Annotated in this window: 20 protein-coding genes; 6 read left to right on the forward strand and 14 right to left on the reverse strand. The window is 68.5% G+C overall.

Features of this window, described 5'->3' with window-relative positions; translation table 11 throughout:
• Positions 1-115: 115 nt before the first annotated feature.
• The 4 genes from DTA15_RS05605 (at position 116) to DTA15_RS05615 (ending at position 4,913) form a co-directional block, all read left to right on the forward strand.
• Positions 116-1,414 (forward strand): dicarboxylate/amino acid:cation symporter, encoded by a 1,299-nt coding sequence (locus DTA15_RS05605; RefSeq protein WP_006482297.1) that lies wholly within the window; start codon positions 116-118, stop codon positions 1,412-1,414.
• Complete coding sequence (locus tag DTA15_RS38210; protein WP_021033601.1) at positions 1,411-1,611, forward strand: hypothetical protein; 201 nt, start codon at positions 1,411-1,413, stop codon at positions 1,609-1,611. Before DTA15_RS05605 ends, DTA15_RS38210 begins: the two co-directional genes overlap by 4 nt.
• 256 nt (positions 1,612-1,867) lie before the next feature.
• Positions 1,868-3,802 (forward strand): SMP-30/gluconolactonase/LRE family protein, encoded by a 1,935-nt coding sequence (locus DTA15_RS05610; RefSeq protein WP_006482280.1) that lies wholly within the window; start codon positions 1,868-1,870, stop codon positions 3,800-3,802.
• Between the two features lie 280 nt (positions 3,803-4,082).
• Positions 4,083-4,913 (forward strand): peptidylprolyl isomerase, encoded by an 831-nt coding sequence (locus DTA15_RS05615; RefSeq protein WP_006482277.1) that lies wholly within the window; start codon positions 4,083-4,085, stop codon positions 4,911-4,913.
• A 30-nt stretch (positions 4,914-4,943) separates the two neighbouring features.
• Here DTA15_RS05615 and DTA15_RS05620 read toward each other — a convergent pair whose 3' ends face one another.
• Together DTA15_RS05620 and DTA15_RS05625 are read right to left on the reverse strand one after the other, a co-directional pair.
• Positions 4,944-5,381, reverse strand: a complete 438-nt coding sequence (locus tag DTA15_RS05620) for a GNAT family N-acetyltransferase (RefSeq protein WP_006482330.1) — start codon at positions 5,379-5,381, stop codon at positions 4,944-4,946.
• Positions 5,382-5,423: 42 nt separating this feature from the next.
• On the reverse strand, positions 5,424-6,170 hold the full coding sequence (locus DTA15_RS05625; RefSeq protein WP_253192327.1) for an LAPAL motif-containing putative phage structural protein: 747 nt from the start codon (positions 6,168-6,170) through the stop codon (positions 5,424-5,426).
• A gap of 510 nt (positions 6,171-6,680) precedes the next feature.
• On the opposite strand from DTA15_RS05625, the gene DTA15_RS05630 reads away from it, so the two are divergent.
• The gene (locus tag DTA15_RS05630; protein WP_006482331.1) at positions 6,681-7,973 is read left to right on the forward strand and encodes an MASE1 domain-containing protein; all 1,293 of its coding nucleotides are present in this window, start codon (positions 6,681-6,683) and stop codon (positions 7,971-7,973) included.
• Positions 7,974-7,986: 13 nt separating this feature from the next.
• Positions 7,987-8,802, forward strand: a complete 816-nt coding sequence (locus DTA15_RS05635; RefSeq protein ID WP_006482341.1) for an alpha/beta hydrolase — start codon at positions 7,987-7,989, stop codon at positions 8,800-8,802.
• 7 nt (positions 8,803-8,809) lie between these two features.
• Here DTA15_RS05635 and DTA15_RS05640 read toward each other — a convergent pair whose 3' ends face one another.
• The 12 genes from DTA15_RS05640 to DTA15_RS05695 all read right to left on the reverse strand — a co-directional run bounded on the left by DTA15_RS05640 (position 8,810) and on the right by DTA15_RS05695 (position 22,076).
• Entirely contained in the window at positions 8,810-9,832 is a 1,023-nt protein-coding gene (locus DTA15_RS05640; protein WP_006482325.1) for a MerR family transcriptional regulator, read from the reverse strand.
• A gap of 82 nt (positions 9,833-9,914) precedes the next feature.
• Complete coding sequence (gene xylB, locus DTA15_RS05645) at positions 9,915-11,381, reverse strand: xylulokinase (RefSeq protein ID WP_006482345.1); 1,467 nt, start codon at positions 11,379-11,381, stop codon at positions 9,915-9,917.
• Positions 11,378-12,313 carry an AraC family transcriptional regulator gene (locus DTA15_RS05650; protein WP_006482319.1) on the reverse strand — a complete coding sequence of 312 codons (936 nt, stop codon included), beginning with the start codon at positions 12,311-12,313 and terminating at the stop codon, positions 11,378-11,380. Before DTA15_RS05650 ends, xylB begins: the two co-directional genes overlap by 4 nt.
• A 29-nt stretch (positions 12,314-12,342) precedes the next feature.
• On the reverse strand, positions 12,343-13,536 hold the full coding sequence (locus DTA15_RS05655; protein WP_006482347.1) for an ABC transporter ATP-binding protein: 1,194 nt from the start codon (positions 13,534-13,536) through the stop codon (positions 12,343-12,345).
• 3 nt (positions 13,537-13,539) lie between these two features.
• On the reverse strand, positions 13,540-14,574 hold the full coding sequence (locus DTA15_RS05660; RefSeq protein ID WP_006482342.1) for an NAD(P)-dependent alcohol dehydrogenase: 1,035 nt from the start codon (positions 14,572-14,574) through the stop codon (positions 13,540-13,542).
• 10 nt (positions 14,575-14,584) lie between these two features.
• Complete coding sequence (locus tag DTA15_RS05665) at positions 14,585-15,412, reverse strand: carbohydrate ABC transporter permease (protein ID WP_006482351.1); 828 nt, start codon at positions 15,410-15,412, stop codon at positions 14,585-14,587.
• A complete protein-coding gene (locus tag DTA15_RS05670) occupies positions 15,400-16,359 on the reverse strand; it encodes a carbohydrate ABC transporter permease (protein ID WP_006482286.1) in 960 nt (319 codons plus the stop codon). The genes DTA15_RS05665 and DTA15_RS05670 overlap by 13 nt, the downstream gene beginning before the upstream one ends.
• Positions 16,343-17,608 carry an ABC transporter substrate-binding protein gene (locus DTA15_RS05675; RefSeq protein ID WP_012493008.1) on the reverse strand — a complete coding sequence of 422 codons (1,266 nt, stop codon included), beginning with the start codon at positions 17,606-17,608 and terminating at the stop codon, positions 16,343-16,345. The genes DTA15_RS05670 and DTA15_RS05675 overlap by 17 nt, the downstream gene beginning before the upstream one ends.
• A 211-nt stretch (positions 17,609-17,819) precedes the next feature.
• Positions 17,820-18,779, reverse strand: a complete 960-nt coding sequence (locus tag DTA15_RS05680; RefSeq protein WP_006482317.1) for an amidohydrolase family protein — start codon at positions 18,777-18,779, stop codon at positions 17,820-17,822.
• Between the two features lies 1 nt (position 18,780).
• A complete protein-coding gene (locus DTA15_RS05685; RefSeq protein WP_006482299.1) occupies positions 18,781-19,728 on the reverse strand; it encodes a YncE family protein in 948 nt (315 codons plus the stop codon).
• Positions 19,729-19,768: 40 nt separating this feature from the next.
• Entirely contained in the window at positions 19,769-21,061 is a 1,293-nt protein-coding gene (locus DTA15_RS05690) for an MFS transporter (protein WP_006493155.1), read from the reverse strand.
• A gap of 97 nt (positions 21,062-21,158) precedes the next feature.
• Positions 21,159-22,076, reverse strand: a complete 918-nt coding sequence (locus tag DTA15_RS05695) for a dihydrodipicolinate synthase family protein (RefSeq protein WP_006482274.1) — start codon at positions 22,074-22,076, stop codon at positions 21,159-21,161.
• Positions 22,077-22,079: the final 3 nt, after the last annotated feature.

The raw sequence follows: 22,079 nt of genomic DNA on the forward strand, positions 1-22,079 counted from the left end.
GCGACCGCCCGAAGCGGACAGGGTCGCCCGCTTGGAGACACAGGTTTCGATTCGCAGCCGGACGCGAATGATGGGCCAGCCGTTAGCAACATACGCTTTGTAATTTGGATCACTAATGAAAAAGAAGCACAACATTACCAGGTACATCGTTGTCGCGATGATTCTTGGCATCGCCGTGGGTTACGCCTGCCATAGCGCGTTTCCCGACCCGAAGATGGCGAAGGAGGTCGCCGGGTACGTGTCGTTGCTGTCCGATGTGTTCCTGCGCCTGATCAAGATGATCATCGCGCCGCTGGTGTTCGCGACGCTGACCGTCGGCATCGCGCAGATGGGCGACGGCAGCGCGGTGGGCCGCGTGGGCGTCAAGGCGTTCGGCTGGTTCTTCATCGCGTCGTTCACGTCGCTGCTGCTCGGCCTGCTGACCGCAACGCTCCTGCAGCCGGGCAGCCACCTGAGCCTGCCGCTGCCGCCGTCCGATGCGGCGCTCAACCTGAAGACGGGCGCGTTCACGCTGAAGGATTTCGTGGTGCACCTGGTGCCGAAGTCGATCGCCGAGGCGATGGCGAACAACGAAATCCTGCAGATCGTCGTGTTCTCGATCTTCTTCGGCACCGCGCTGTCCGCGCTCGGCGACGCAGGCAAGCGCCTGACCGGGGTGATCGAGGATCTCGCGCAGGTGATGCTGAAGGTGACGGGGGCGGTGATGTGGTTCGCGCCGGTCGCGGTGTTCGCGGCGCTCGCGTCGACGATCACGACCGAAGGGCTCGGCATCCTGCTCACGTTCGCGAAGTTCATGGCCAGCTTCTACCTGGCGCTCGCGCTGCTGTGGGCCGTGCTGACGCTGGCCGGCGTGACGTTCCTCGGCAAGCGCGCGTTCACGCTGATCCGGCTGATTCGCGAGCCGTTTCTGCTGTCGTTCGCGACGGCCAGCTCCGAGGCCGCGTATCCGAAGCTGCTGGACGCGCTCGACCGCTTCGGCGTGAACCGCAAGATCTCGAGCTTCGTGCTGCCGATCGGCTATTCGTTCAACCTCGACGGCTCGATGATGTACTGCACGTTCGCGGTGCTGTTCATCGCGCAGGTGTACGGCATCCATCTGCCGCTCGGCACGCAGATCACGATGTTGCTGATGCTGATGGTGACGTCGAAGGGGATGGCGGGCGTGCCGCGCGCGTCGCTGGTCGTGATCGCGGCGACGCTCAACCAGTTCAACATGCCCGAAGCCGGTTTGCTGCTGATCATGGGCGTCGACATGTTCCTCGACATGGGGCGTTCGGCCACCAACGCCGTCGGCAACTCGATCGCGGCGGCCGTGGTCGCGAAGTGGGAAGGGCAGCTCGACGCGCCGCGCGACGACGACGATTCGGACGGTGCGCGCGTAGCCGAGGTGAAGGTGCGGGAAACGTCGGCATGACGCGTGGCAACGCGGCGGCGCAACGCCGCGTTGCCCAACCCGCGGCAAATGACATTCGCCGGCCCGGATTCGATACGGATTCGGGCCGGCGATGTGTTTTGGGGCGGCGGCTTGTCCCGATGTTGCCGAAATGGCATTCGCCGTTTCAATCGATCGACGTCGAATCGGCGGCGATATTCCGACAGGCGCTCGCCTGATTTTCCCCATTCCCGTCCGGCGCGTAAGTGACCATTCACTGACGGGCGGCGGCGCTCGCCGCAAGCAAGGGGAGATTCGCAATTTTTTTCGATTTATATGACGTTATTCTCGCCCTGCGCATGATCGAATGCATGCCGTATGTCATACCGACTGCGCCGGATGATTCGGGGAAGAATTTACATCTCGCGGGCTTCAAGCCATCTGGCCGGCCGATCCCTCATGTGAATGACTACCCTGTTCAGGAGAGCATCCGTCATGGTCGCCAGAAAACGCATCCAGGCCGCGCTCGTTGCCGCGGCGATCGCCGCATGTGCACCCGCTGCTCATGCAGCCAACACCACCGATTGGCTCGCGAATACGTACGGCACGCTCGCCGCGCACGTCGGCAACGTCGCGCGCGCGATGTGGGTCGCGCCCGAAGGCGTGATCTACACGGCGTCGATGTGGGACGAGGATGAGGGCGGCGTCGCGATCTACCAGAACGGCAAGAGCATCGGCTCGATCGGCGCGCATTCGGAATTCCAGGGCAGCGCGATCACCGGCAATGCAACGTCGCTGTTCGTCGCGCTGCAGCCCGGCAAGACGTACGGCAGCGGCGCGGTGGGGCGTTACAGCCGCGCGACGAAGGTTCGCGATCGTGTCATCCAGATCAGCGCGGCGACCAACCAGCCGCGCATCGATGTCGTCACCGGGCTCGCGACGGCCGGCTCGCTGCTCTATGCGAGCGACTTCTACGGCAATCGCGTGCGCGTGTTCACGACCGACGGCGTGTGGCAGCGGGACATCGGCGTGTCGGCGCCGGGCGCGCTCGCGGTGGACGGCGCGGGCAACGTGTGGGTCGCGCAGAAAAGCGCCGGCTCGATCGTCGGCTTCAGTCCGACCGGCGCGCTGCTGAATACGATCCGGATGCCGGCCGGCTCGCATCCGTCGGCGCTGCATGTCGATGCGGCGGCCGGGCAACTGCTGGTGGGCGACGAAGGCCCCGACCAGAACATCAAGCGTTATTCGATATCGGGCCAGCCTGCGCTGGCCGGCACGTTCGGCGTGCGCGGCGGCTATCTCGACACGACGACGGGCATCAAGGGGCAGGTCGGCCCGCAACGCTTCACGCGCATCGTCGGGATCGGCAAGGACACCGGCGGCAACCTCTATGTGCTCAACAATCCGTGGGGCGGTAGCTGGGATCTCGGGCGCAACGGCGCGACCGACATTCATGCGTACGGCAGCAACGGCAACCTGCGCTGGACGCTGCAGTCGCTGAACTTCGAAGGCATCGCCGCGCCGGATCCGGTCACGGACGGTGCGCTGTTCTACGGCGGCACGCATATCTACAGCGGCAGCGCGGGCGGCAAGTTCGTCGCGAATACCGTCGATCCGTTCACGTACCCGTCGGATCCGCGCATCAACATGAGCGACACGCAGCGCGACGAGCACTTCGGGCTGATCACGTCGGTCGGCGCGAACCGGATCCTCGTCGCGGCCGGCCAGAATCCGCCGATTTTCTACTTCTATCACTTCAACGCGGCGAACGGCTACATCGCGATTCCGGACGGCTCGATTCCGGGCCCGGCGTTCAACACGACGCAACGCGTGACGGGCGGCTTCAGCCTCGACAGCCAGGGTGGCGTGTGGGCCGGCCTCGACAAGACCGGCGCGATCACGCATTACCCGCTGACCGGCTTCGACGCGGATGGCAAGCCGTCGTGGGGGCCGGGCGTCACGACCCGCATTCCGGCCAGCATCCAGCCGCTCACGCGCATCGTGTATCTCGCGGACAGCGACACGATGGTGCTCGCGCAGGGCGCGCTCGGCAGCAACGACTGGACGTCGATCGGCACGCGCATCGAGGTGTATCACGGCTGGCGCGCAGGCAATACGACGAAGCCGGACCCGGTGATCACGCTGCCGCACAGCGGCGCGAAATCGATCGACGCGGCGGGCAACCACCTGTTCGTCGGCTACTGGTTCAGCAGCAGCGGGCCGCTGTGGCCGAACGTCGACGCGTTCAACCTCACCACCGGCAAGCTCGACACGACGCTCGTCAACACGAGCCCCGCGACGGTCGACACCAGCAGCGCGATCGATGCGATGTACAGCATCCGCGCGTACCGCCGGTCGAACGGCGAGTACGTGGTGATGAAGAACAACGTGAAGGGGAACAGCATCACCGTGTACCGGTGGACGCCCTGACGGGCTGAACGTGCTGGTGCGGTCGCTTCGGGCCGCGGCTGCGGACGGAAAGTCGTGAAGACCATCGACGCATTCTCTCGGGATGGTTGCGCAACGCGCATGCAATGGACGGTGGGCACACTGCGTGCCGCACCGCGGTGGCCAACCGCCCCAACCTCCCGACGCGCAAACGCGGTTCCGTGCACAATGACAGCGGCACCCGCGGACGCTGCGCGGGCGTGCCCGATGAACGGGCGCGGCTGCCGCTGCCGCGTTTCTTATGCTCGAAGTGACAACCCCGATGAAAATGAAAATGACACCGAACCGCCTGTTGACGATCGTTGCGCTGGCCGGCGCACTGAGCGGCCCTGTCCACGCCCAGACGGCGGCGACCGTCGCGACCGTCAACGGCACGCCGATCACGCAGACCGACGTCGATACGCTGCTGCGCGCGTCCGGTCAGCCCGATTCGCCGCAGATCCGCCAGGCGATCAAGAATCAGCTGATCACGCGCGTGCTGGTTCAGCAGGCGGCCGAAAAGGCGAACTACGCGGACAAGCCCGAGGTCAAGGCGGCGATGCAGCAGGCGAAGGTGACGGCCGAGGTGCAGCTGTACCTGCGCGACCACGTGAAGCCGGAGCCGGTGACCGACGAGCAGGTCAAGGCGCGCTATGACGAACTCGTCGCCGCGCTCGGCAAGAACGAATTCAAGCCGCGTTTGATCGTCGTCAAGGATCCGGTCGCGGCGGCGACCGTGCTGAGCGAGCTGAAAGCGGGCAAGTCGTTCGACGGGCTCGCGCGCCAGTACAGCGTGGCGCCGAGCCGCGATACCGGCGGCGAGCTGCCGTGGGTGAGCTTCAACACGCCGGCGGTGGAAGGCAGGACGGCCGGATTGCCGCTGCCCGTCGCGCAGGCACTCGAGAAGCTGTCGGTCGGCGCGGTGACGAAGGATTCGATTCCGGTCGATGGCGTGCGGGCGATCGTGAAGCTGGATGCGAAGCGGCCGACCCAGGTGCCGGGCTTCGAGACCGCGAAGCCGACGCTTCAGCAGCAACTGCAGGCGATCGCGGCCGAGAAGGCGAGTGCGCAGATGATCGGCAATCTGCTGAAGGACGCGAAGATCACGCAGTAATGGCCATGCGGCGGCGCCGAGCGCCGGCCGTCACGCGTGCCAGATCATGTTCGCGCTCGTGTCGGTGTCCGACGCGACGCGAAAGCCGAGCCGTTCGTAGAGCCGCCGCGCAGGGTTGCCGTGCAGCACGCTGAGCGACACGGGCACGTGCGCGCGTGCCGCGTCGGTCAGCAATGCGTGCAGCACGGCTTCGCCGATTCCGTGCCCCTGCCGCGCGGGGAGGATCTGGATCTGGTGAATGTGCCATTCGCCGGCGGCGCGCGTCACCTTCAGCAGGCCGATCGCGTCGACGCCTTCGCAGACGATCATCGCATCGTCGAAGTTCGCGCGGATGCGCCGGTCGTGCGCTTCATCGTCGGTCGGCGCGCCGACGCGCTGCAGGTGCTCGGTCATCGTGAGTCGACGGAGCGTCAACAGGAACGGGAGGTCTTCCCGGGACGCGGCACGCAGATGGATCGCGGGTTTCATGAGTGGTGAGACGTTGCGTCGGGCGCGAGGCCGCGACGTGGATCACAGGCCCGGCAACGGAATCTGCAGGCCGGCCGGGCGATGTTCGAGGACATCCGTGACCTCGTATTCGGTTTTTGCCCCGTCCGAAGTTTGCCACTGCTGCACACGGACATTGCACAAGAGCAGATCTCCCTTGCTAAAACTGATCTGGCTGTTGTTCACGCGCGACAGGAAGCCGGCATCCGTGATCGTCGCGTGAATCGTCGCCGTGCCGTCGCGCAGCCGCCACTTGTTGTCGTCCTTGAACGCGAGCGACACGATCGAGAACGCCATCTTGCGATGCTCATCGAGCAGGAGTGCATCGGTTGGCTCCGGCGCATGAAACCATGCCATCTCGTTGCGGGCGACCATCTCGTACACCTCGGTATCGGTGCCGACCGCAAAAATCTCGATGCCTTCGCGCGCGAGCGGCGCCAGCACTTGCGCGGTGGCTTGGCGAACGCGGACGTCGCGTAGCAGCGTGAGAACGGGCAGGTCGATTTCGAGTGTGTCGCCGTCGACGTCCAGCACCGCGGTGCGGTCCTGCATCCGCACGTGCGTGATCTCGCGCCCGCGCAGCCATTTGAGGACGGCAAAAAGCCCCTTCCTCGCCTTGGGTGCGGCGATGCCGAGCGCGGTCAGGATCGTGACCGCATTGGCGAGCGCCGTGCCTTCGTTGCCGCTCAGCATGTCGCGCATGCGGCCGAGCAGCGAGGTCGCGAGCGTGAAGTCGATGCCGAAGCTGCCGGTCTTGAAGCTGCCGCGCACGTTGACCTGCGGCCGGACCTGAGCGCCGCATAGGGCGCGCGTCGACGCGTCGAGCAAATCGCAAGGCGAGCAGCGCGGGCGCGAGTTCGCGCACGTCCATCTCGGGCGATTCGAGCGCGGGCCCGTCGTACGTGACGCGAAACCGGCTCATCGCGTCGAAGAGGCCGATATCGGCCGGGTCGGGACTGTTTTCATTTGCGGTCGTATGGAATGCAGATGGGTGAGCTGGACGATACCCGAAACGAATGCTTTCGACTGCCTTTCATCGCAGGGCCGAATGACCGGCCGCGCGCGATTTTGGCCATCCGGACAAGACGGCTTGCAGACGTGTCCCGATAGCGCCCGGCAAGCGGCGAACTTTTCCGATACCTTGCCGGTCACACTCGCCAGCTTGCGGGCGCGCGCCGGTGCCCCGAACGTGCTGCCGCCGTCCGGTATTCCGCCGTTCAACCCGCCCGCCTATCATTCGCACATCGCTCGCACGCACGGCGCAATACACAGGGATTCTCGATGGACACCAAACGATCGCGGCCGGGGCTCGTCGCCGCGCTGCTCTGGGCGGCGCTGTATCTCGCGACCGGCTACATCTCGCACGAATTCAACGGCCCCGTCCGGCTGACGGGCTACATCTGGCTGCCGGCCGGCGTGACGGTCGGCGCATTCATGCTGCGGCCGATGCGCGACTGGCTGACGCTGGCCGGCGCGTTCCTGGTCGGGCAGCTCGCGCTGACCGCCATCGAGCACGGCAGCCTCGTCAACGCGGTGCTGTTCACGGTCGACGAGGTCGGCGCGGCCGCGCTCGCGGTCTGGCTCGTGCAGCGCGTGCGCTTTTCGCTCGAAGGGCTGTATTTCCTGCGCTCGGTGATCCTCGCCGGGATGATCGCGGGCGTCGTCGGCGCGATCGGCGGCGCGGCGTGGTACACGACGCTCAAGGGCGCGCCGTTCTTCGATGTGTGGTCGGTGTGGGCCGCATCCGATTTCGTCGGCGTGCTGCTGGTCACGCCGGTGCTCGCGTCGTGGTCGCGCTTTCGCGCGCACCGTTCGGGCGACCACGAGCGCTTCGACCTGGTGCTCGGCATCGTCGCGTTCGTGCTGCTCGCGGCCGTCGCGCTCGTGATCTTCGACGGCGATACGTCGCGGAAATTCGGCACGGGCGCCGGCTTCGCGCTCACGTATGTCCCGTTGTTCCTGACGGTCGCGGTGACGCTGCTGCTCGGCGGCCGGGCGGGTTCGTCGTCGGTGCTGGTGCTCGCGCTGATCGTGATCGAGCAGACCGCACAAGGCGACGGCCCGTTCGCGTCGCTTCACGCGCATTACGGCAGCGCGCTGCTCGAAGCGCAGCTCTATCTGGCGGTCGCGTCGCTGCTGGTGCTGACGGTCAGCACGCTGAAGACGACGCGCGAGCGCGTGCACGAGCATGCGGCCGTCCTGCAAAACAACATGGAGCTCGCGCTCGCGAGCGCTGGCCAGATCGCGTACGTGCTCGATCCCGAGTCGGGCCGCATCGAGTGGAGCGGCGACGTCGAGCGCGTGTTCGGCGTCGGCGTCGACGCCGCGCAGATCGCGACCGTGCCGCTCGTGCTCGAACGCGTGCAGCCGGGCGATCGCGACGCGCTGCGCGACTACTGGAATGCGGAGATCGCGGGCGAGGACCGCGCGTCGCTGTCGCTGCGCATCGTGCTGCGCGACGGCGGCACGCGGACGATCACCGACCACGGCGCGCCGCTGCTGGATTCGAACGTCGACGTGACGGTGGTGGCGGGCGTGTGGCAGCTCGAGCGCGTGTGGCCGGCGGACGAATGAGCGGGTACGCGTCATGACGGGCCGCACGGGCGTGCTGCTGATCCACGGGCTCGGCGGCACGCAATACGATCTCGGTTCGCTGCACAAGGCGATGCGGCGCGCGGGCGGCGATACGCACATGATCACGCTGCCGGGGCACGGCACGCGCCCGGAGGATCTGGTCGGCGTGCGCGCGGAGGCGTGGCTCGATGCGGTGACCGAACAATACCGCGCGCTGGCGCGCGAGTACGACACGCTGCACGTCGCGGGGATGTGCATGGGCGCGCTCGTCGCGCTGCTGCTGTGTCATCGCGTGCAGCATGCGCGCGGCCGGCTCGCGCTGCTGGCGACGCCGATGTTCATCGACGGCTGGTCGACGCCGTGGTACCGGTCGCTGCGGCACGTGCTGTACCGCGTGCCGGGTGTCGCCGAGCGAATGCGCGTGGAGGAAGGCGATCCGTTCGGCATCAAGAACGCGACGATCCGCGCGATCGTGAAGAAGAAGTTCGAGCGGCAGGACAGTTTCCACTATGCGTGGGTGCCGCTCGCGTGCGTGCGGCAGGTGGACCGGATGCGCGACTGGGCGCTCGACGCCGCGGCCGGCACGCCGTGCCCGACGCTCGTGCTGCATGCGCGCGAGGACGAGCTGACGAGCCTGCGCTCGGCCGATTTCCTGCTGGAGAACATGCCCGATGCGTGCGGGATCGTGCTGGAGAACAGCTATCACATGATCTGCGCGGACAACGATCGCGACGACGTCGCGCGGCACGTGCTCGAATTCTTCGGCTTCGATCCCGTGCATGCGGTAAGCCCGGCGATGGCGCGCAGGATGGGGCGGCTGGAACCTTGACGGCGGCTCACGCCGTCATCGGCCGCCGTGCAATCCGCTCGCGGACCTCAGGCGCCGCCAGGCACGTGGCCACGGCTTCATACCCCGGCGCGCCGGGGTAAGGCGCCACGCGCGCAGGCGGGCTGTGATTGGCCGGGCACAACAGGATGGTTTCGTCGGGACCGACCGCCGCGAGATCGAGGATCGCCGTCGAGCGCGTCAGCAGGAACAGCGGCCGCACGCCGGCGGCCGCGCTGTCGCGCAGATGCGCGATCAGCGCCAGTTGCGTGGCCCGATCGAGGCCCTGCTCGATCAGGTCGACGATCCGCACGCGCGGGCGTTCCGCTTCGAGGCTGACGAGCAGCGCGGTCAGCGCCGCCGAAGGCGTCGCGCCCGTGCCGACGAGCAACGCCGACGTGCGGTCCACACGTGACTTCAGTTCCGGATCGGCGCGCAATGCGTCGGATGCCGCCGCACAATCGTCGTCCAGCCGATCGAGGCCGACGAACACGGCGCCAGGCAGCGCCTCCGCCAGCCGAAGCGCGAGCCGCGTCTTGCCGCTCCCCAGCGAACCGATGATGTAGTTCAGCGGCCGGATATCGCGACACTCGAACCACTCGCCGCCCCACGGCCACGGCAGGCTGAACGCGACGCCGGCGCTGCCGGGGTCGAGCAGCCGCGTGAGTTCGCCGTCCGCCGGCATCCGCCCGCGTGCCAGGCCGGCGCGCATCGCGCGCACGCGGTCGAGCTTGCTGACGAAATCGTGAATCCCGTGATCGAGCGCCGCTTCGTGGGCGGCCAGCGCTGCGTCGAGACCGCGCGCGTCGCCGTCGAGCACGCTCGCGACCTGCGCGAGCGTGAGGCCGAGCTTGCGCAGTGCCGCGATGTCGGCGGCGCGGGCGAGATCGTCCGGGCCGTACGTGCGGTATCCGGCCGGCGTGCGCGCCGGCGTGACGAGGCCGTGCCGCTCGTACAGCCGCAGCGCCTTGATCGAGACGCCGAGCCGCGCGGCGGCGGCCGATGCGTTCAAGCCGGGTGTGGCGGTACCCATCCGTCACCTCTTTGCTGTCGATTCGTTGCGCCCAGCATAAAGGCGATCCCAAGGGCCGGGTCAAGCGCGATCGCGCGGGCGTTCAGTCGGCCGCCGCGAACTCGTCCCGCAGCGCGCGATACAACCGCCGGTAGCGCGCGAGCCGCCCCGCCAGCAGATCGACCGACGCGGCATCGGGCGCGACCGTCTCCGTGACGGGCGGCGCGACGCAGACCTCCTCCAGCGTGTCGTTCGTCGCCGCCAGCCGCGCGAGCCGCGCAGCGCCGAGTGCCGCGCCGACCGCGCCGTCCGCATGGCGCTGCATCGCGAGCCCGGTCGCATTCGCGCACAGTCGCGCCCAGAACGCGCTCTTCGAGCCGCCGCCGATGAAGGACACCGCGTCGAGCGTCGTGCCGGCCGCGCGCAGCGCGTCGTAGCCGTCGGCCATCGCGAACGCGACACCTTCCATCACCGCATACGCGAGATCGTCCGCATCGTGTTCGTTCGACAGCCCGAAGAACACGCCGCGCGCATGCGCGTCGTTGTGCGGCGTGCGCTCGCCGCCGAGATACGGCAGGAACAGCGGCGCGCGGGCCGGATCGGCGCGTTCGGCGCGCGCAGCGAGCGCGCCGGCGGTCGTGCCGTGCGCACGCGCGAGCCAGTCGAGGCTCGCGGCCGCCGACAGGATCACGCTCATCTGGTGCCAGCGTCCTTCGACGCAGTGGCAGAACGCGTGCACGGCGGCGTCCGGGTTCGGCGCGAAGCGGTCGTTGCCGGCGAACAGCACGCCCGACGTGCCGAGCGACAGGAAGCCGCTGCCGGCGCCCGTGACCCCCATGCCGATCGCGGACGCCGCGTTGTCGCCGGCGCCGCCGGCGATCGTCACGGGCCCGTCGATGCCCCATTCGCGCCGCAACGCATCGCGCAACTGCGCGGCGGGCGCGTTGCCTTCGACGAGGCGCGGCATCTGCGCGCGCGACAGCTCGGTTGCGGCGAGCATCCGGTCCGACCAGTCGCGGCGCGCGCAGTCGAGCCACAGCGTGCCCGCCGCGTCGGACATGTCGGACACGAATTCGCCGGACAGGCGCCAGATCAGGTAGTCCTTCGGCAGCAGCACCTTGTGCACCGCGCGAAACACGGCGGGCTCGTATTTCGCGAGCCACAGCAGCTTCGGCGCGGTGAAGCCGGGCATCGCCATGTTGCCGGTGATCGCGCGCGATTCCGGCACCAGCGCTTCCAGCTCGACGCATTCGGTGCCGGCGCGCGTGTCGTTCCACAGGATCGCGGGGCGCAGCACTTGGTCCGCGCGGTCGATCAGCGTCGCGCCGTGCATCTGGCCGGACAGCGCGATGCCGCGCAGCGCGGCGAAGCCGGCCGGATGCGCGGCGCGCACCGACGCGATCGCGTCGAGCATCGCGTGCCACCACGCCTGCGGGCTTTGTTCGGACCAGTGCGGATGCGGCCGGCTGATCGACAGCGCGGCCGAGCCGGTCGCGAGGGGCACCGATCGGGAATCGGTGAGCAGAACCTTGACCTCGGACGTGCCGAGGTCGATGCCGAGATATGTCACGTATGAAGCGTCCTGTCTGGGGCGCGGGGCGGCGCGCGTCGCGGGGGCGGCGCGTCGTCGCGACCGTGCGGTTCGTTGAGCCGGTGCAGCGCGCGGAACTTCGACGGCGGCACCTGCTTCATCGCGAGAAACTGACGGTTGAAGTTCGACAGGTTGTTGAAGCCAACCCGGTAGCAGATGTCGGTCACCGTCAGGTCGGAAAACATCAGCAGCTCGCACGCTTCGTTGATGCGCAGCCGGTTCAGGTAGCGCACGAACGACGAGCCGGTATGACGCCGGAAAAACCGCGTGAAGGTGCTGACGCTCATGCCGGCGAACGCGGCGACGTCGGCTTCGCGCAGCATGCCGGGCAGGTTCTGCTGCAGGTACGACAGCACCTGGTTGATGGTCGACGACATGTAGTGCTGCGCGTCGCTGCGGTAGCCGGGACCAGCGAGCACGCGCCGCTCGCGGCACGAGGACAGCCGGTCGAACAGCGACATCAGGATCTCGACGCGGCGGCAGCCGTGCGCATTCGCGAGTTCGAGCATCAGCGGCGCGACCTCGATGCCCACGCGGTCGGGAAACTGCACGCCGCGTGCCGCATCGTCGATCAGGTCGATCACCGGCTGCAGCTCGCTGAACGCGCCGACCATCTTCTCGATCGCATCGCGCGAGAACTGCAGCACGACGTCGCGCGACGGCACGCGTTCGCCGTCGGCCAGCTCGCTGACCCAGTTGTGCGGCAGGTTCGGCCCGGTGACGATCAGGTTGCCGGGGCCGAAATCGCCGATGTGGTCGCCGACGAACACCTTGCCGTGCGACGCCTGGATCAGATGAATCTCGTACTCGGGATGGAAGTGCCACTTCGCGACCGAATGCGGATAGTCGTGGACCCACGCGCGAAACGATTCGTCGCGGTGGGTGGGAACGATCTCGAGATCCGGGTTCATCGTGTACTCCGTCGGGGCGTGCCGGCGTGCTACGAACGGGACATCGACCAGCCCGTCGCGGCAGGCGGCGTGGTGCGCGTCGCGGCCGCCGGCGGCGCCGCGTGCGCGATCGGGTTCGCGTCCGGCAGCGTGACGTTGCGCTCGGTGCCGGCGTCGAACAGATGCAGGGCTTCTTCGTCGAAGCGGAACGCTACCACGGCGCCCGGCGCCGGGGCCATCGGGGCCGGCACGAGGGCCGCGCACGGCTGGCCGCGCCAGTCCAGCGTGACGAGCGCCTCGGCGCCGAGCAGCTCGACGAGTTCGACCGTGCCGGTCAGCGTGAGCGTGCCCGGGGTCGGATCGCCTTCGGCGACGAGTTGCAGGTGATTCGGGCGGATCGCCGCCTTCACCTGCTGGCCGTCCTGCAGCCGTGCGAAGCGCGAGGACGCGAGCGGCCAGCGCGCGCCGTTGCAGTCGAGCAGCACGTTCGTGCCGACGCGCGCGATCGTGCCGTCCGCGAAGTTCATTGCCGGCGTGCCGACGAACCCGGCCGCGAATACCGTGTGCGGCTGGCCGTACAGCTCGGCCGGCGTGCCGATCTGCTCGATGTGGCCGCCGCGCATCAGCACGACGCGGTCGGCGAGCGTCATCGCCTCGAGCTGATCGTGCGTGACGTACAGCGTGGTCGTCTTCAGTTGCCGGTGCAGCCGTTTGATGTCGCCGCGCAACTGCGTGCGCAGCTTCGCGTCGAGGTTCGACAGCGGCTCGTCGAACAGGAACACGGCGGGCGTCTTGATCATCGCGCGCGCGATCGCCGCGCGCTGCTGCTGGCCGCCCGACATCGCGCGCGGACGGCGGTCGAGCAGCGCGTCGAGGCTCAGGATGCGCGCGACGTCGCGCACGCGGCGGTCGATCTCGTCGGCGGGCACCTTCAGCCGCCGCAGGCCGAACGCGATGTTGTCGTACACCGTCATGTGCGGGTATAGCGCGTAGTTCTGGAACACCATCGCCACATTGCGCTCGCGCGACGGCAGGTCGTTGACGACCGCATCGCCGATCACGAGCTCGCCGCCGGTGATCGCCTCGAGGCCCGCGATCATCCGCAGCATCGTCGACTTGCCGCAGCCGGACGGGCCGAGCAGCACGATGAATTCGCCGTCGGCGATCTCGAGGTCGAGCGGATGCAGCACGGCGGGGCCGCCGTCGTAGTGCTTCGACAAAGCCTTGCAGGTGATCTGGGCCATGGCTCAATCCATTTCGATCTGAATCTTGACGTCGCGCGGGTGTCCGCTCGCCGCTTCCTCGAACGCGCGCACGCCTTCGGAAAACGGGAACGTGCGCGAGATGAACGGCTTCACGTCGATCGCGCCGGACGCGATCAGCGCGAGCGCGCGCGGGAAGATGTTCGCGTAGCGGAACACCGATTCGATGCGGCCCTCCTTCGCCTGCAGCGCGACCACGTCGAGCGGCACCGGCGCGACCGGCATCCCGATCAGCACCGCGCAGCCGCCCGGGCACATCAGGTCGACGAGGCCCGCATACGCATTCGCGCTGCCGCTCGCCTCGAACACGACGTCCGCGCCCCAGCCGCCGGACGCTTCGGCCACCGCGTCGGCCAGCGGCCGCGTACGCACGTCGACGGTCGTGACGGCCGGGTTGCCGGCGAACAGCGCGAGCTTGTCCGGCACGACGTCGGCGAGGATCACGCGCGCGGCGCCGCCGGCGAGCGCGGCGAGCGCCGTCATCGCGCCGATCGTGCCGGCGCCGATCACGACCGCGAGGTCGCCGGGCTTCATCGCCGCCTTCTTCGCGGCCTGCAGGCCGATCGACAGCGGCTCGACGATCGCGCCTTCGGCGAACGACACGTTGTCGGGCAGCCGGTACGTGAACGCGGCCGGATGCACGACGAACGGCGTCAGGCAGCCGTGGATCGGCGGCGTCGCCCAGAAGCGCACGTCGGGATCGAGGTTGTAGAGCCCGCGCAGCGTCGCGGGCGAATCGAGGCGCGGCACGCCGGGCTCCATGCACACGCGGTCGCCGACGCGCAGGTGCGTGACGCCGGCGCCGGTCTCGACGACCGTGCCGGACGCTTCATGGCCGAGCACCATCGGCGCGTCGACGCGGAACGGGCCGATCCCGCCGTGAACGTAGTAATGCACGTCGCTGCCGCAGACGCCGACCGTATGGACCTTGATCCGGACGTCGACGGGGCCGACCGCTTGCGGCAGGTCGATGTCGCGCAGCGCGAGCTCGCGCGTGCGTTCGAGTACGAGCGCTTTCAACGTGTTCTCCTTATTTTCCCTTGACCATCGAATTGAGCAGGCGGCTCAGCATGCCGACGAAGACGAGCGGCGGCAGCGCGAGCAGCACCGTCGACGCGTTGATCACGCCCCACGGCACTTCCTGGCCGAGCGACGTGAACGCGGACGCGACCACCGGCAGCGTCGCGCTGCGCGACGACGTGAGGGCGAGCGCGATCATCAGTTCGTTCCACACCAGCACGAAGCTGAACACGATGCCGCCGAGCAGCGTGCTCGCGCACACCGGCAGCGCGATGTGCCAGAACACCGCGTACGGGCCGTAGCCGTCGAGCGCGGCGGCTTCCTCGATCTCGCGCGGCAGCCGGCGAAACACGGGGATCGACAGCCACGTGATGGTCGACAGCGTGACGAGCAGGTACGTGACGATCATCGACAGCTTGGTGTCGTACAGCCCGAGATCGACCCAGATCGCGATCAGCGGCAATGCGACCGCGACGGGCGGCAGGAACCGCAGCGACAGCAGGAAGAACTGGATGTCGCGCTTGCCGCGCACCGGGTAGCGCGCGATCGCATACGCGGCCGGCACGCCGAGCACGGCGCCGATCAGCACGGCCGCGCCGACGATCGCGATGCTGTTGCCGAGCCCGATCAGCACTTCGGGGCTCGACAGTACCTGTTCGTAGTTCGCGAGCGTCGGCGTGAAGAAGAAGCGCGGCGTCGGCGTGACGATGTCGAGCAGGTGCTTGAGCGAATTGAGCACGGCCCAGAACAGCGGGAACGCGGCGACGAGCAGGATCGCGCCGGCGATCGCGACGGTGGAAACGGCGGCGGGGCCGCGGCGGGCCATCAGTCGTCCCATTTGTTGACCCTCTTCCAGATGAGCGTGAAGACCAGCGTGGTCGCGACCATCATCAGCACGGCCATGCCCGACGCATACGACACCTTGCCGGCGAGGCCGATGCCCTGCTGGTACGCGTAGAGATCGAGCGTTTCGGTCGCGATGCCGGGGCCGCCCTTGGTCATCACGTAGATCAGGTCGAACGAGCGCAGCGACTCGACCATCTTGATGAACACGAGGCTCACGAGCGGCGCCTTCAGCATCGGCAGCGCGATGTACGCATGCACCTGCCAGGTCGTCGCGTAGTCGAGCCGCGCGGCCTCGAGCGGCTCCGGCGGCAGCGTCTCCAGCAGCTTCAGGATCACGACCGCGAAGAACAGCCCCCACTGCCACACATCGACGAGCGCGACCGCGTACAGCGCGAGATGCGGATCGGCGAGAAACGCGGTGTGCTCGACGCCGAGCGTGCCGAGCAGCCAGCTCAGGATGCCGGTGAGCGGCGCGTACATGAACTTCCAGATGAACGCGGCCGACACGCGCGGCAGCAGCACCGGCATGATCAGCACCAGCGACGCGAAGCGGCGCCAGCGGCCGTGCACGCGCTCGAACAGGAACACCGCGAGCGCGATCCCGACCAGCACCGCGCCGGCGACCGTGACGACTTCCCACAGCACCGACACCTCGATCGCGTTCAGGAAGCGCCGGTCCGACGCGAGCCGGACGAAGTTTCGCAGGCCGACGTATTCGCTGTCCGGGTAGCGCAGCACGCGGTTGCGCAGCGCGAGGTTGATCGCGGCGATCGTCGGGACGAGGCTCAGGACCGCAAGCAGCGCGAGCGTCGGCGCGAGGAACACCCACGGCAGGCTTGTGCGGTCGCGGCGCGCGCGGCCGCGCCGGGCCGACGTGGCGGAAGGGGCCGGGCGGACGCCGAGCGTGCGTCCGCCCGTGCCGTCATTTGCGAGCGCCATGTTCGAGCGCGTCCTTCGCATACTGGTCCGCGTCGTCGAGCGTGCCGCGGATGTCCGTCTGCGTGCCGGTGAACACCTGTTCGAGCGCGATGCCGAGGTTGTCGCCGATATCCGGCCACTGCGGCGTCCGCCAGATCGTCACCTGCGTGACGGGGTTGGTGTCGTTCAGCCCGGCCTGGATCTGCGGCGCGACGTGCTGCTTGAAGTACGGGCTGGCGATCGTGCTGGAGCGGTTGTAGTCGCTGAACACACCGTTGCGCAGCCGCGCCTGCTCCTGGTCCTTGCTGGTCGCCCACGCGATGAAGCGGCCGGCGGCCATCCGCGTGCAGTCGTCCTTCGCGCCGACCGCCGAGATCGCGAAGCCGTGCCCGTACGCGGCCGACGGCAGCGGCGCGGGCGGCCGCGTATAGCCGACCTTGCCGGCCACGCTCGACTTGCTCGCGTCTTCCATCCAGTCCGCGAACGGCGTCGATTCGATCATGAACGCGACCTTGCCCGAGCGGAACGCTTCGAGCGCGTTGCTCCAGTCGTAGGTCGCCGAGCCGGGGGGCGCGTACTTGAACAGGTCGCTGTAGAGCTGCGTGGCCTTCACCGCGGCCGGCGAATTGAACGCGGGCTGGCCGCCCTTGTCGGTCCACGCGCCGCCCATCCCGAGCATGAACGGCGACCAGCGCCACACGTTCATTCCCGAGCCGCGCTGGCCGCGCGCGACCCAGCCGTACAGCTTCGGCGGCGCGTTCAGCTTCCTGATCGCGGCGACGAGCTGGTCGAGCGTCTTCGGCACTGGGATGTGCGCGGCGTCGAGCAGGTCGCGGCGGTAGAACAGGAAGTCGCCGCCGCCGATCAGCGGCGCGAAGTACGCGACGCCGTTGTAGCTCGCGACCGCGCGGCGGCCGGGCAGGAAGTCGTCGTAGTCGTAGTCCTTCGGGTAGTACTTCAGGAGCGGCACGATCCAGTTGGCCGACGCGAATTCGGCGACGTTCGCCTCGTCGACGTAGTAGATCTGGTACGAACCCGCGCCGGTCGACGCGTCGAGCCGCGATTTCGCGCGGCGGTCGTTTTCGCCGAAATAGCTGATCTCGACCTTGGTGCCGTTCTTCTTCTCGTAGTCGGCCAGCGATTTCTCCATCACCGACAGGCCGAGGCTCTTCTGCGCGAGCACCCGAAGGGTCGGCACCTTGCAGGTTTGCGCGGCCGCGACGCCCGGCAGACAGGCGCCGAGCAGCAGGCCGGCTGCGACGATTCGCATCTTGTTCACCCGTGTCTCCTTGATTCTGCTTGTTCGAATGCCGCCGATGACGGCAGGGACAATGGTGTGACGGGGGCGATGCGATCACCACATCAAAAGAATTCGCGAACCGATACTTTTTGCTCAGGTTCGGTCGTGCGATGCACAAAATGTGGTGGTCGGGGTGCGGCGCGAGGCCGGCCCGGCGCGGACGAACGGCGGGCGCGCGGCGTTACCCGCGCGCCGGTCGATGCGGCGCGTCGAGCGCGATCCGGTAGACGCGCAGCGCGTTGTCGTGCCAGATCGCGCGGCGCGCGGGGCCGTCGAGGTGCGCGATCGCGCCGGCGAACGTGCGCAGCAGTGCGGGATAGGACACGCGCAGTCCGGCGACCGGGAAATTGCTGGCGAACAGGCAGCGCCGCCAGCCGAAGATCGCGATCGTGTCGCGGATGATCCGCGCGTTGTCCGCGTCGTTCCACGCCGCATCGCGCAAGCCGAGCTCGGAGATTTTCACGGTCACGCGCGGCAACGCGGCGAGCGCCGCCATGCCGCCGCGCCAACGCGCGAGTCCGGCTTCGGAACGGTCCCACGGCAGCCCCGCGTGTTCGAGCACGACATCGACGTCGGGTGCATCGACCAGCATCGCGGCCGCGTCGCCGAGATGCCAGAACGGCACGCGCAGATCCCAGCTCAGGCCGTGCGCGGCGAGGCGTTCGAGCGCGGCCGGCCAGCGCGGATCACGCAGCGCGCCCGGCTCGTCGATCGATGCGTCCGGCGCAGCCGCGGTGCGCGGCTTGAACCGCACGCCGCGCACGTGCGGCCACGCGGCCTGTTCGGCGAGCCGTTCGTCCGCATCGCCGGCCAGCAGGTCGACCCACGCGACGATCGCCGACGGCAGCGCGTGCGCGGCCGCGACTTCATGCAGCCAGCGCGTTTCCGCGAGTGCCTCGTCGCGCGCGCGTTCGGCTTCGACGTGCACGCTGGCGACGAGCGGCGCGCATTGCGCCGCGCGCCGGAAATCGTCGACGTCGAAGTTGCGGCACAGCGCCGCGTAGTCGCCGAACATGAAGCGTGCCGGGTCGTAGTGCGCCTGCAGCCACGGGTAGTGCGCGCCCGCATCGAGCCGCCACAGGTGGTGATGCGCATCGACGAGCGCATCGGGCATGCCGTCGGGCGGCGCTTCGTCGCGCATGTCAGCGCGCGCCGGCGAGCACGTACGACGCATCGGGCTCGCGCAGCGTCGCGAGCGCACCGACGAAGCGCCACGCGTCGAGGTCGAGTTCGCGCACATGGTCGTCCTGGAACGACACGTACGCGACGCGCCGCGACGGATGGAACGACAGCGCGGTCGGATTGGCGGGCAGCGCGATGCGCTCGATCTCCTCGAGCTGCCGCGCGTCGAACACCGAGATCGAGCGCTCGCCCGAATTCGTCAACAACAGCAGGTCGCGGCCGCCGGTCGCGCTGGTCCGGTAGATGCGGTTCGGGTCGCTACGCGTTTTCACGCGGCGGCCGCAGGTCATCGTCTCCGTGTCGATCTCGACCAGCGTGTCGTCGCCGCGATTCGCGACGAACAGCGTGCGCTCGTCGTTCGACAGCGCGTTACCTTCCGGGCGCGGGCCGGGCATCACCGCGCGCGGCGCGACCGTCGCGTCGCGTGGATGAAACTGCGTGACCGTGTTCGACAGCAGGTGCACGCCGTACGCACGGCTCGCATCGCGCGTGAGCGTCACGAGGTGCGTTTTCACGCCGCCGGACGGCACGGCCATGTTCGGCACGGGCTGGCGGGTCGGCTCGTCGAATACGAGCAGCATGTCGTGCGCTTCGCTCATCGCATACAGCCGGCCGTCGCGATCGCTCGCCATCCCGTGCGGCCGGTAGTACGGCCACAGGTCGAGCATGCGCGTGTGCGTGCGCTCGACGAGATCGATCTCGGCGATCCGGTGATCGCCTTCATGGCCGCGCGACCACGCGGTCTCGATTCCGAAGATGCCGACGTACGCGTAGCGGTCGTTCACGTCGACGGTGAATTCGTGCGGGAAGTTCGGCAGCACGATGTGCTTGAGCGGCGCTTTCGTGTCGAGGTCGTAGAAGCTGAAAGTGTGGGCGCATTTCTGTACCAGCAGCAGGATGTCGTTCATGATGGGTCTCCGGTGTGTCGTTCGCTGTCGCGCGGGTTCGTCAGCCCTCGCAGCGCTTCGGCAGCGTCAGCGCGAGCAGCCCGGCTACCGCGAGCGTGGCCGCGAGGCTGTAGACGCCGGCCGCCGCGCTCACGTGCTGCGTCAGCACGCCGACCGCATACGGGCCGCAGAAGCCGCCGAGATTGCCGAGCGCGTTGATCAGGCCGCGGGCGCTGCCGGCCGCCTCGACGCTGCAGAGCTTCGGCGGAATCGCCCAGAACACGCCGGCCGCCGCCTGCAGGAAGAAGCCGCAGCCGATCAGGAACGCGAACGACACGGCCATCGATGCATGCGTGAGCACCGACAGCGCGAGGCACGCGGCGAATCCGACGAGCGGCAGCAGCACGAACAGGCGCCGCTTGCCGGTCCGGTCGGACCAATACGACGTGACGAGCATCCCGATCACCATCGCGACGTACGGCACCATCGCGAGCAGGCCGACCCGGCCCATCCCGCTGTGCGTGAGATTTTTCAGCAGGGTCGGCAACCACATCGTATAGCCGTAGATGCCGGCCTGATAGCAGAAGTTGATCGCGATGAGCAGCCAGATCGTCGGGTGGCGCAGCAGCGCGCCGAACGACGTGGCCGCCGGCGTGCCGGCCGCGCGCTTGCGTTCCTGCTCGTCGCGCAGCGCGTCGAGGATGTACGCCTTCTCGCGCGGCGACACCCAGCGCGCGGTCTCCGGGCCGTCGTCGGCGAACAGCATCCAGACGACGAGGCACAGCAGCGACAGCGCGCCCGCGCAGAAGAACAGGTGATGCCAGTCGTATGCGGCGAGGATGAAGCCGGACAGCGGCGCGGTGATCATGCCGGCGAGCGGCACGAACAGGATGACCATCGCATTCGCGCGGCCGCGTTCGCGGTCGGGAAACCAGTGGCTGACCATCGTCAGCACGACCGGCAGCATCCCGCCCTCGGCCACGCCGAGCAGGAAGCGCAGCGCGAGCAACTGCCACGTGTGCGTGACGAGCCCGGTCAGCACCGACAGCACGGCCCAGCTCACGAGCGACCACGCGATGAAGGCCTTGCCGCTGCCGAGCGCCGCGCGCCGGCCGCCGGGAATCTGCAGGAACAGGTAGCCGAAGAAGAAGATGCCGCCGGCGAGGCCGGCCATCGTCGCATCCATGCCGAGATCGGCGTTCATCCCGCCGGGCATCGCGAACGCGATGTTCACGCGGTCCATGTAGGAAATGATGCACGCGAGCAGCAGCGGCGGAATCACGCGCAGCCAGCGGCGGCGCGGAATGGCTTCGCCGGCGTCGTAGGCCGGGGTGGCGGGGTTCAGCAGGTTCATGGTGTCTCCATCCATCCGATGAGCGGCGGCGGCCTTCTGTCGGGCCGCCGTCACGCCGAGGCGCAACGCACGCGCGTTGCGGGTGCAAAAACGGTCGCTAGCGCCCCCAGCGCAGCACGAGCGGATCGAGCCGCCGCGCCGTGTCGAGCAACCCCGCGCGTACCTGCGGAGGCAGCTCGGGCCACGGCGAACGCGGCCGGTCGCACGCGATCACGCCGCCTTCCTTCATCAGCGCCTTCGCGGTGAGGAAGCCCGACTGCCGGTTCTCGTAGTTGATCAGCGGCAGCCAGCGCGCGTACGCGTCGTAGGCATCGTCGCGGCGGCCGGCGAAATACGCGTCGGTGACCCGGCGAATCCCGTCCGGATAGCCGCCGCCCGTCATCGCGCCGGTCGCGCCGGCGTCGAGATCGGCGAGCAGCGTGATGCCTTCCTCGCCGTCCCACGGCCCCTCGATCGCATCGCCGCCGAGCGCGATCAGCTCGCGCAGCTTCGACGCGGCGCCGGCCGTCTCGATCTTGAAATACGACACGGCGTCGATTTCGCGCGCGAGCGTCGCGAGCAGCGAGGCGGACAACGCGACGCCGCTCGCCGGCGCGTCCTGGATCATCAGCGGAATGTCGAGGCCGTCGGCGACGTCGCGGAAGTACGCGCGCACCTGGGCCTCGGGCACGCGGAACGTCGCGCCGTGGTACGGGGGCATGACCATCACCATCGCGGCACCGAGCGCCTGGGCCTCGCGATTGCGCTGCGCACAGATCCGCGCGCTGAAGTGCGACGTCGTGACGATCACCGGCACGCGGCCCGCGACGTGTTCGAGCGTGGTGCGCGTGATGAGATCGCGTTCGTCGTCGCCGAGCGCGAACTGCTCGGAGTAGTTCGCGTGGATGCAGAGGCCGTGCGAACCGGCATCGATCATGAAATCGACGCAGCGGCGCTGGCCGTCGAGATCGAGCGCGCCGTGCGCGTCGAAGATCGTCGGCACGACGGGAAAGACGCCCTGGTAGCGTGCGTTCATGTC

This window comes from Burkholderia cenocepacia, assembly GCF_900446215.1.
Taxonomy (GTDB): domain Bacteria; phylum Pseudomonadota; class Gammaproteobacteria; order Burkholderiales; family Burkholderiaceae; genus Burkholderia; species Burkholderia cenocepacia.

Coding starts and splice junctions, on each gene's coding strand:
- DTA15_RS05605 (WP_006482297.1), top strand. CDS start 116: ATGAAAAAGAAGCACAACATTACCAGGTACATCGTTGTCGCGATGATT.
- DTA15_RS38210 (WP_021033601.1), top strand. CDS start 1,411: ATGACGCGTGGCAACGCGGCGGCGCAACGCCGCGTTGCCCAACCCGCG.
- DTA15_RS05610 (WP_006482280.1), top strand. CDS start 1,868: ATGGTCGCCAGAAAACGCATCCAGGCCGCGCTCGTTGCCGCGGCGATC.
- DTA15_RS05615 (WP_006482277.1), top strand. CDS start 4,083: ATGAAAATGAAAATGACACCGAACCGCCTGTTGACGATCGTTGCGCTG.
- DTA15_RS05620 (WP_006482330.1), bottom strand. CDS start 5,381: ATGAAACCCGCGATCCATCTGCGTGCCGCGTCCCGGGAAGACCTCCCG.
- DTA15_RS05630 (WP_006482331.1), top strand. CDS start 6,681: ATGGACACCAAACGATCGCGGCCGGGGCTCGTCGCCGCGCTGCTCTGG.
- DTA15_RS05635 (WP_006482341.1), top strand. CDS start 7,987: ATGACGGGCCGCACGGGCGTGCTGCTGATCCACGGGCTCGGCGGCACG.
- DTA15_RS05640 (WP_006482325.1), bottom strand. CDS start 9,832: ATGGGTACCGCCACACCCGGCTTGAACGCATCGGCCGCCGCCGCGCGG.
- DTA15_RS05650 (WP_006482319.1), bottom strand. CDS start 12,313: ATGAACCCGGATCTCGAGATCGTTCCCACCCACCGCGACGAATCGTTT.
- DTA15_RS05655 (WP_006482347.1), bottom strand. CDS start 13,536: ATGGCCCAGATCACCTGCAAGGCTTTGTCGAAGCACTACGACGGCGGC.
- DTA15_RS05665 (WP_006482351.1), bottom strand. CDS start 15,412: ATGGGACGACTGATGGCCCGCCGCGGCCCCGCCGCCGTTTCCACCGTC.
- DTA15_RS05670 (WP_006482286.1), bottom strand. CDS start 16,359: ATGGCGCTCGCAAATGACGGCACGGGCGGACGCACGCTCGGCGTCCGC.
- DTA15_RS05675 (WP_012493008.1), bottom strand. CDS start 17,608: ATGCGAATCGTCGCAGCCGGCCTGCTGCTCGGCGCCTGTCTGCCGGGC.
- DTA15_RS05680 (WP_006482317.1), bottom strand. CDS start 18,779: ATGCGCGACGAAGCGCCGCCCGACGGCATGCCCGATGCGCTCGTCGAT.
- DTA15_RS05685 (WP_006482299.1), bottom strand. CDS start 19,728: ATGAACGACATCCTGCTGCTGGTACAGAAATGCGCCCACACTTTCAGC.
- DTA15_RS05690 (WP_006493155.1), bottom strand. CDS start 21,061: ATGAACCTGCTGAACCCCGCCACCCCGGCCTACGACGCCGGCGAAGCC.
- DTA15_RS05695 (WP_006482274.1), bottom strand. CDS start 22,076: ATGAACGCACGCTACCAGGGCGTCTTTCCCGTCGTGCCGACGATCTTC.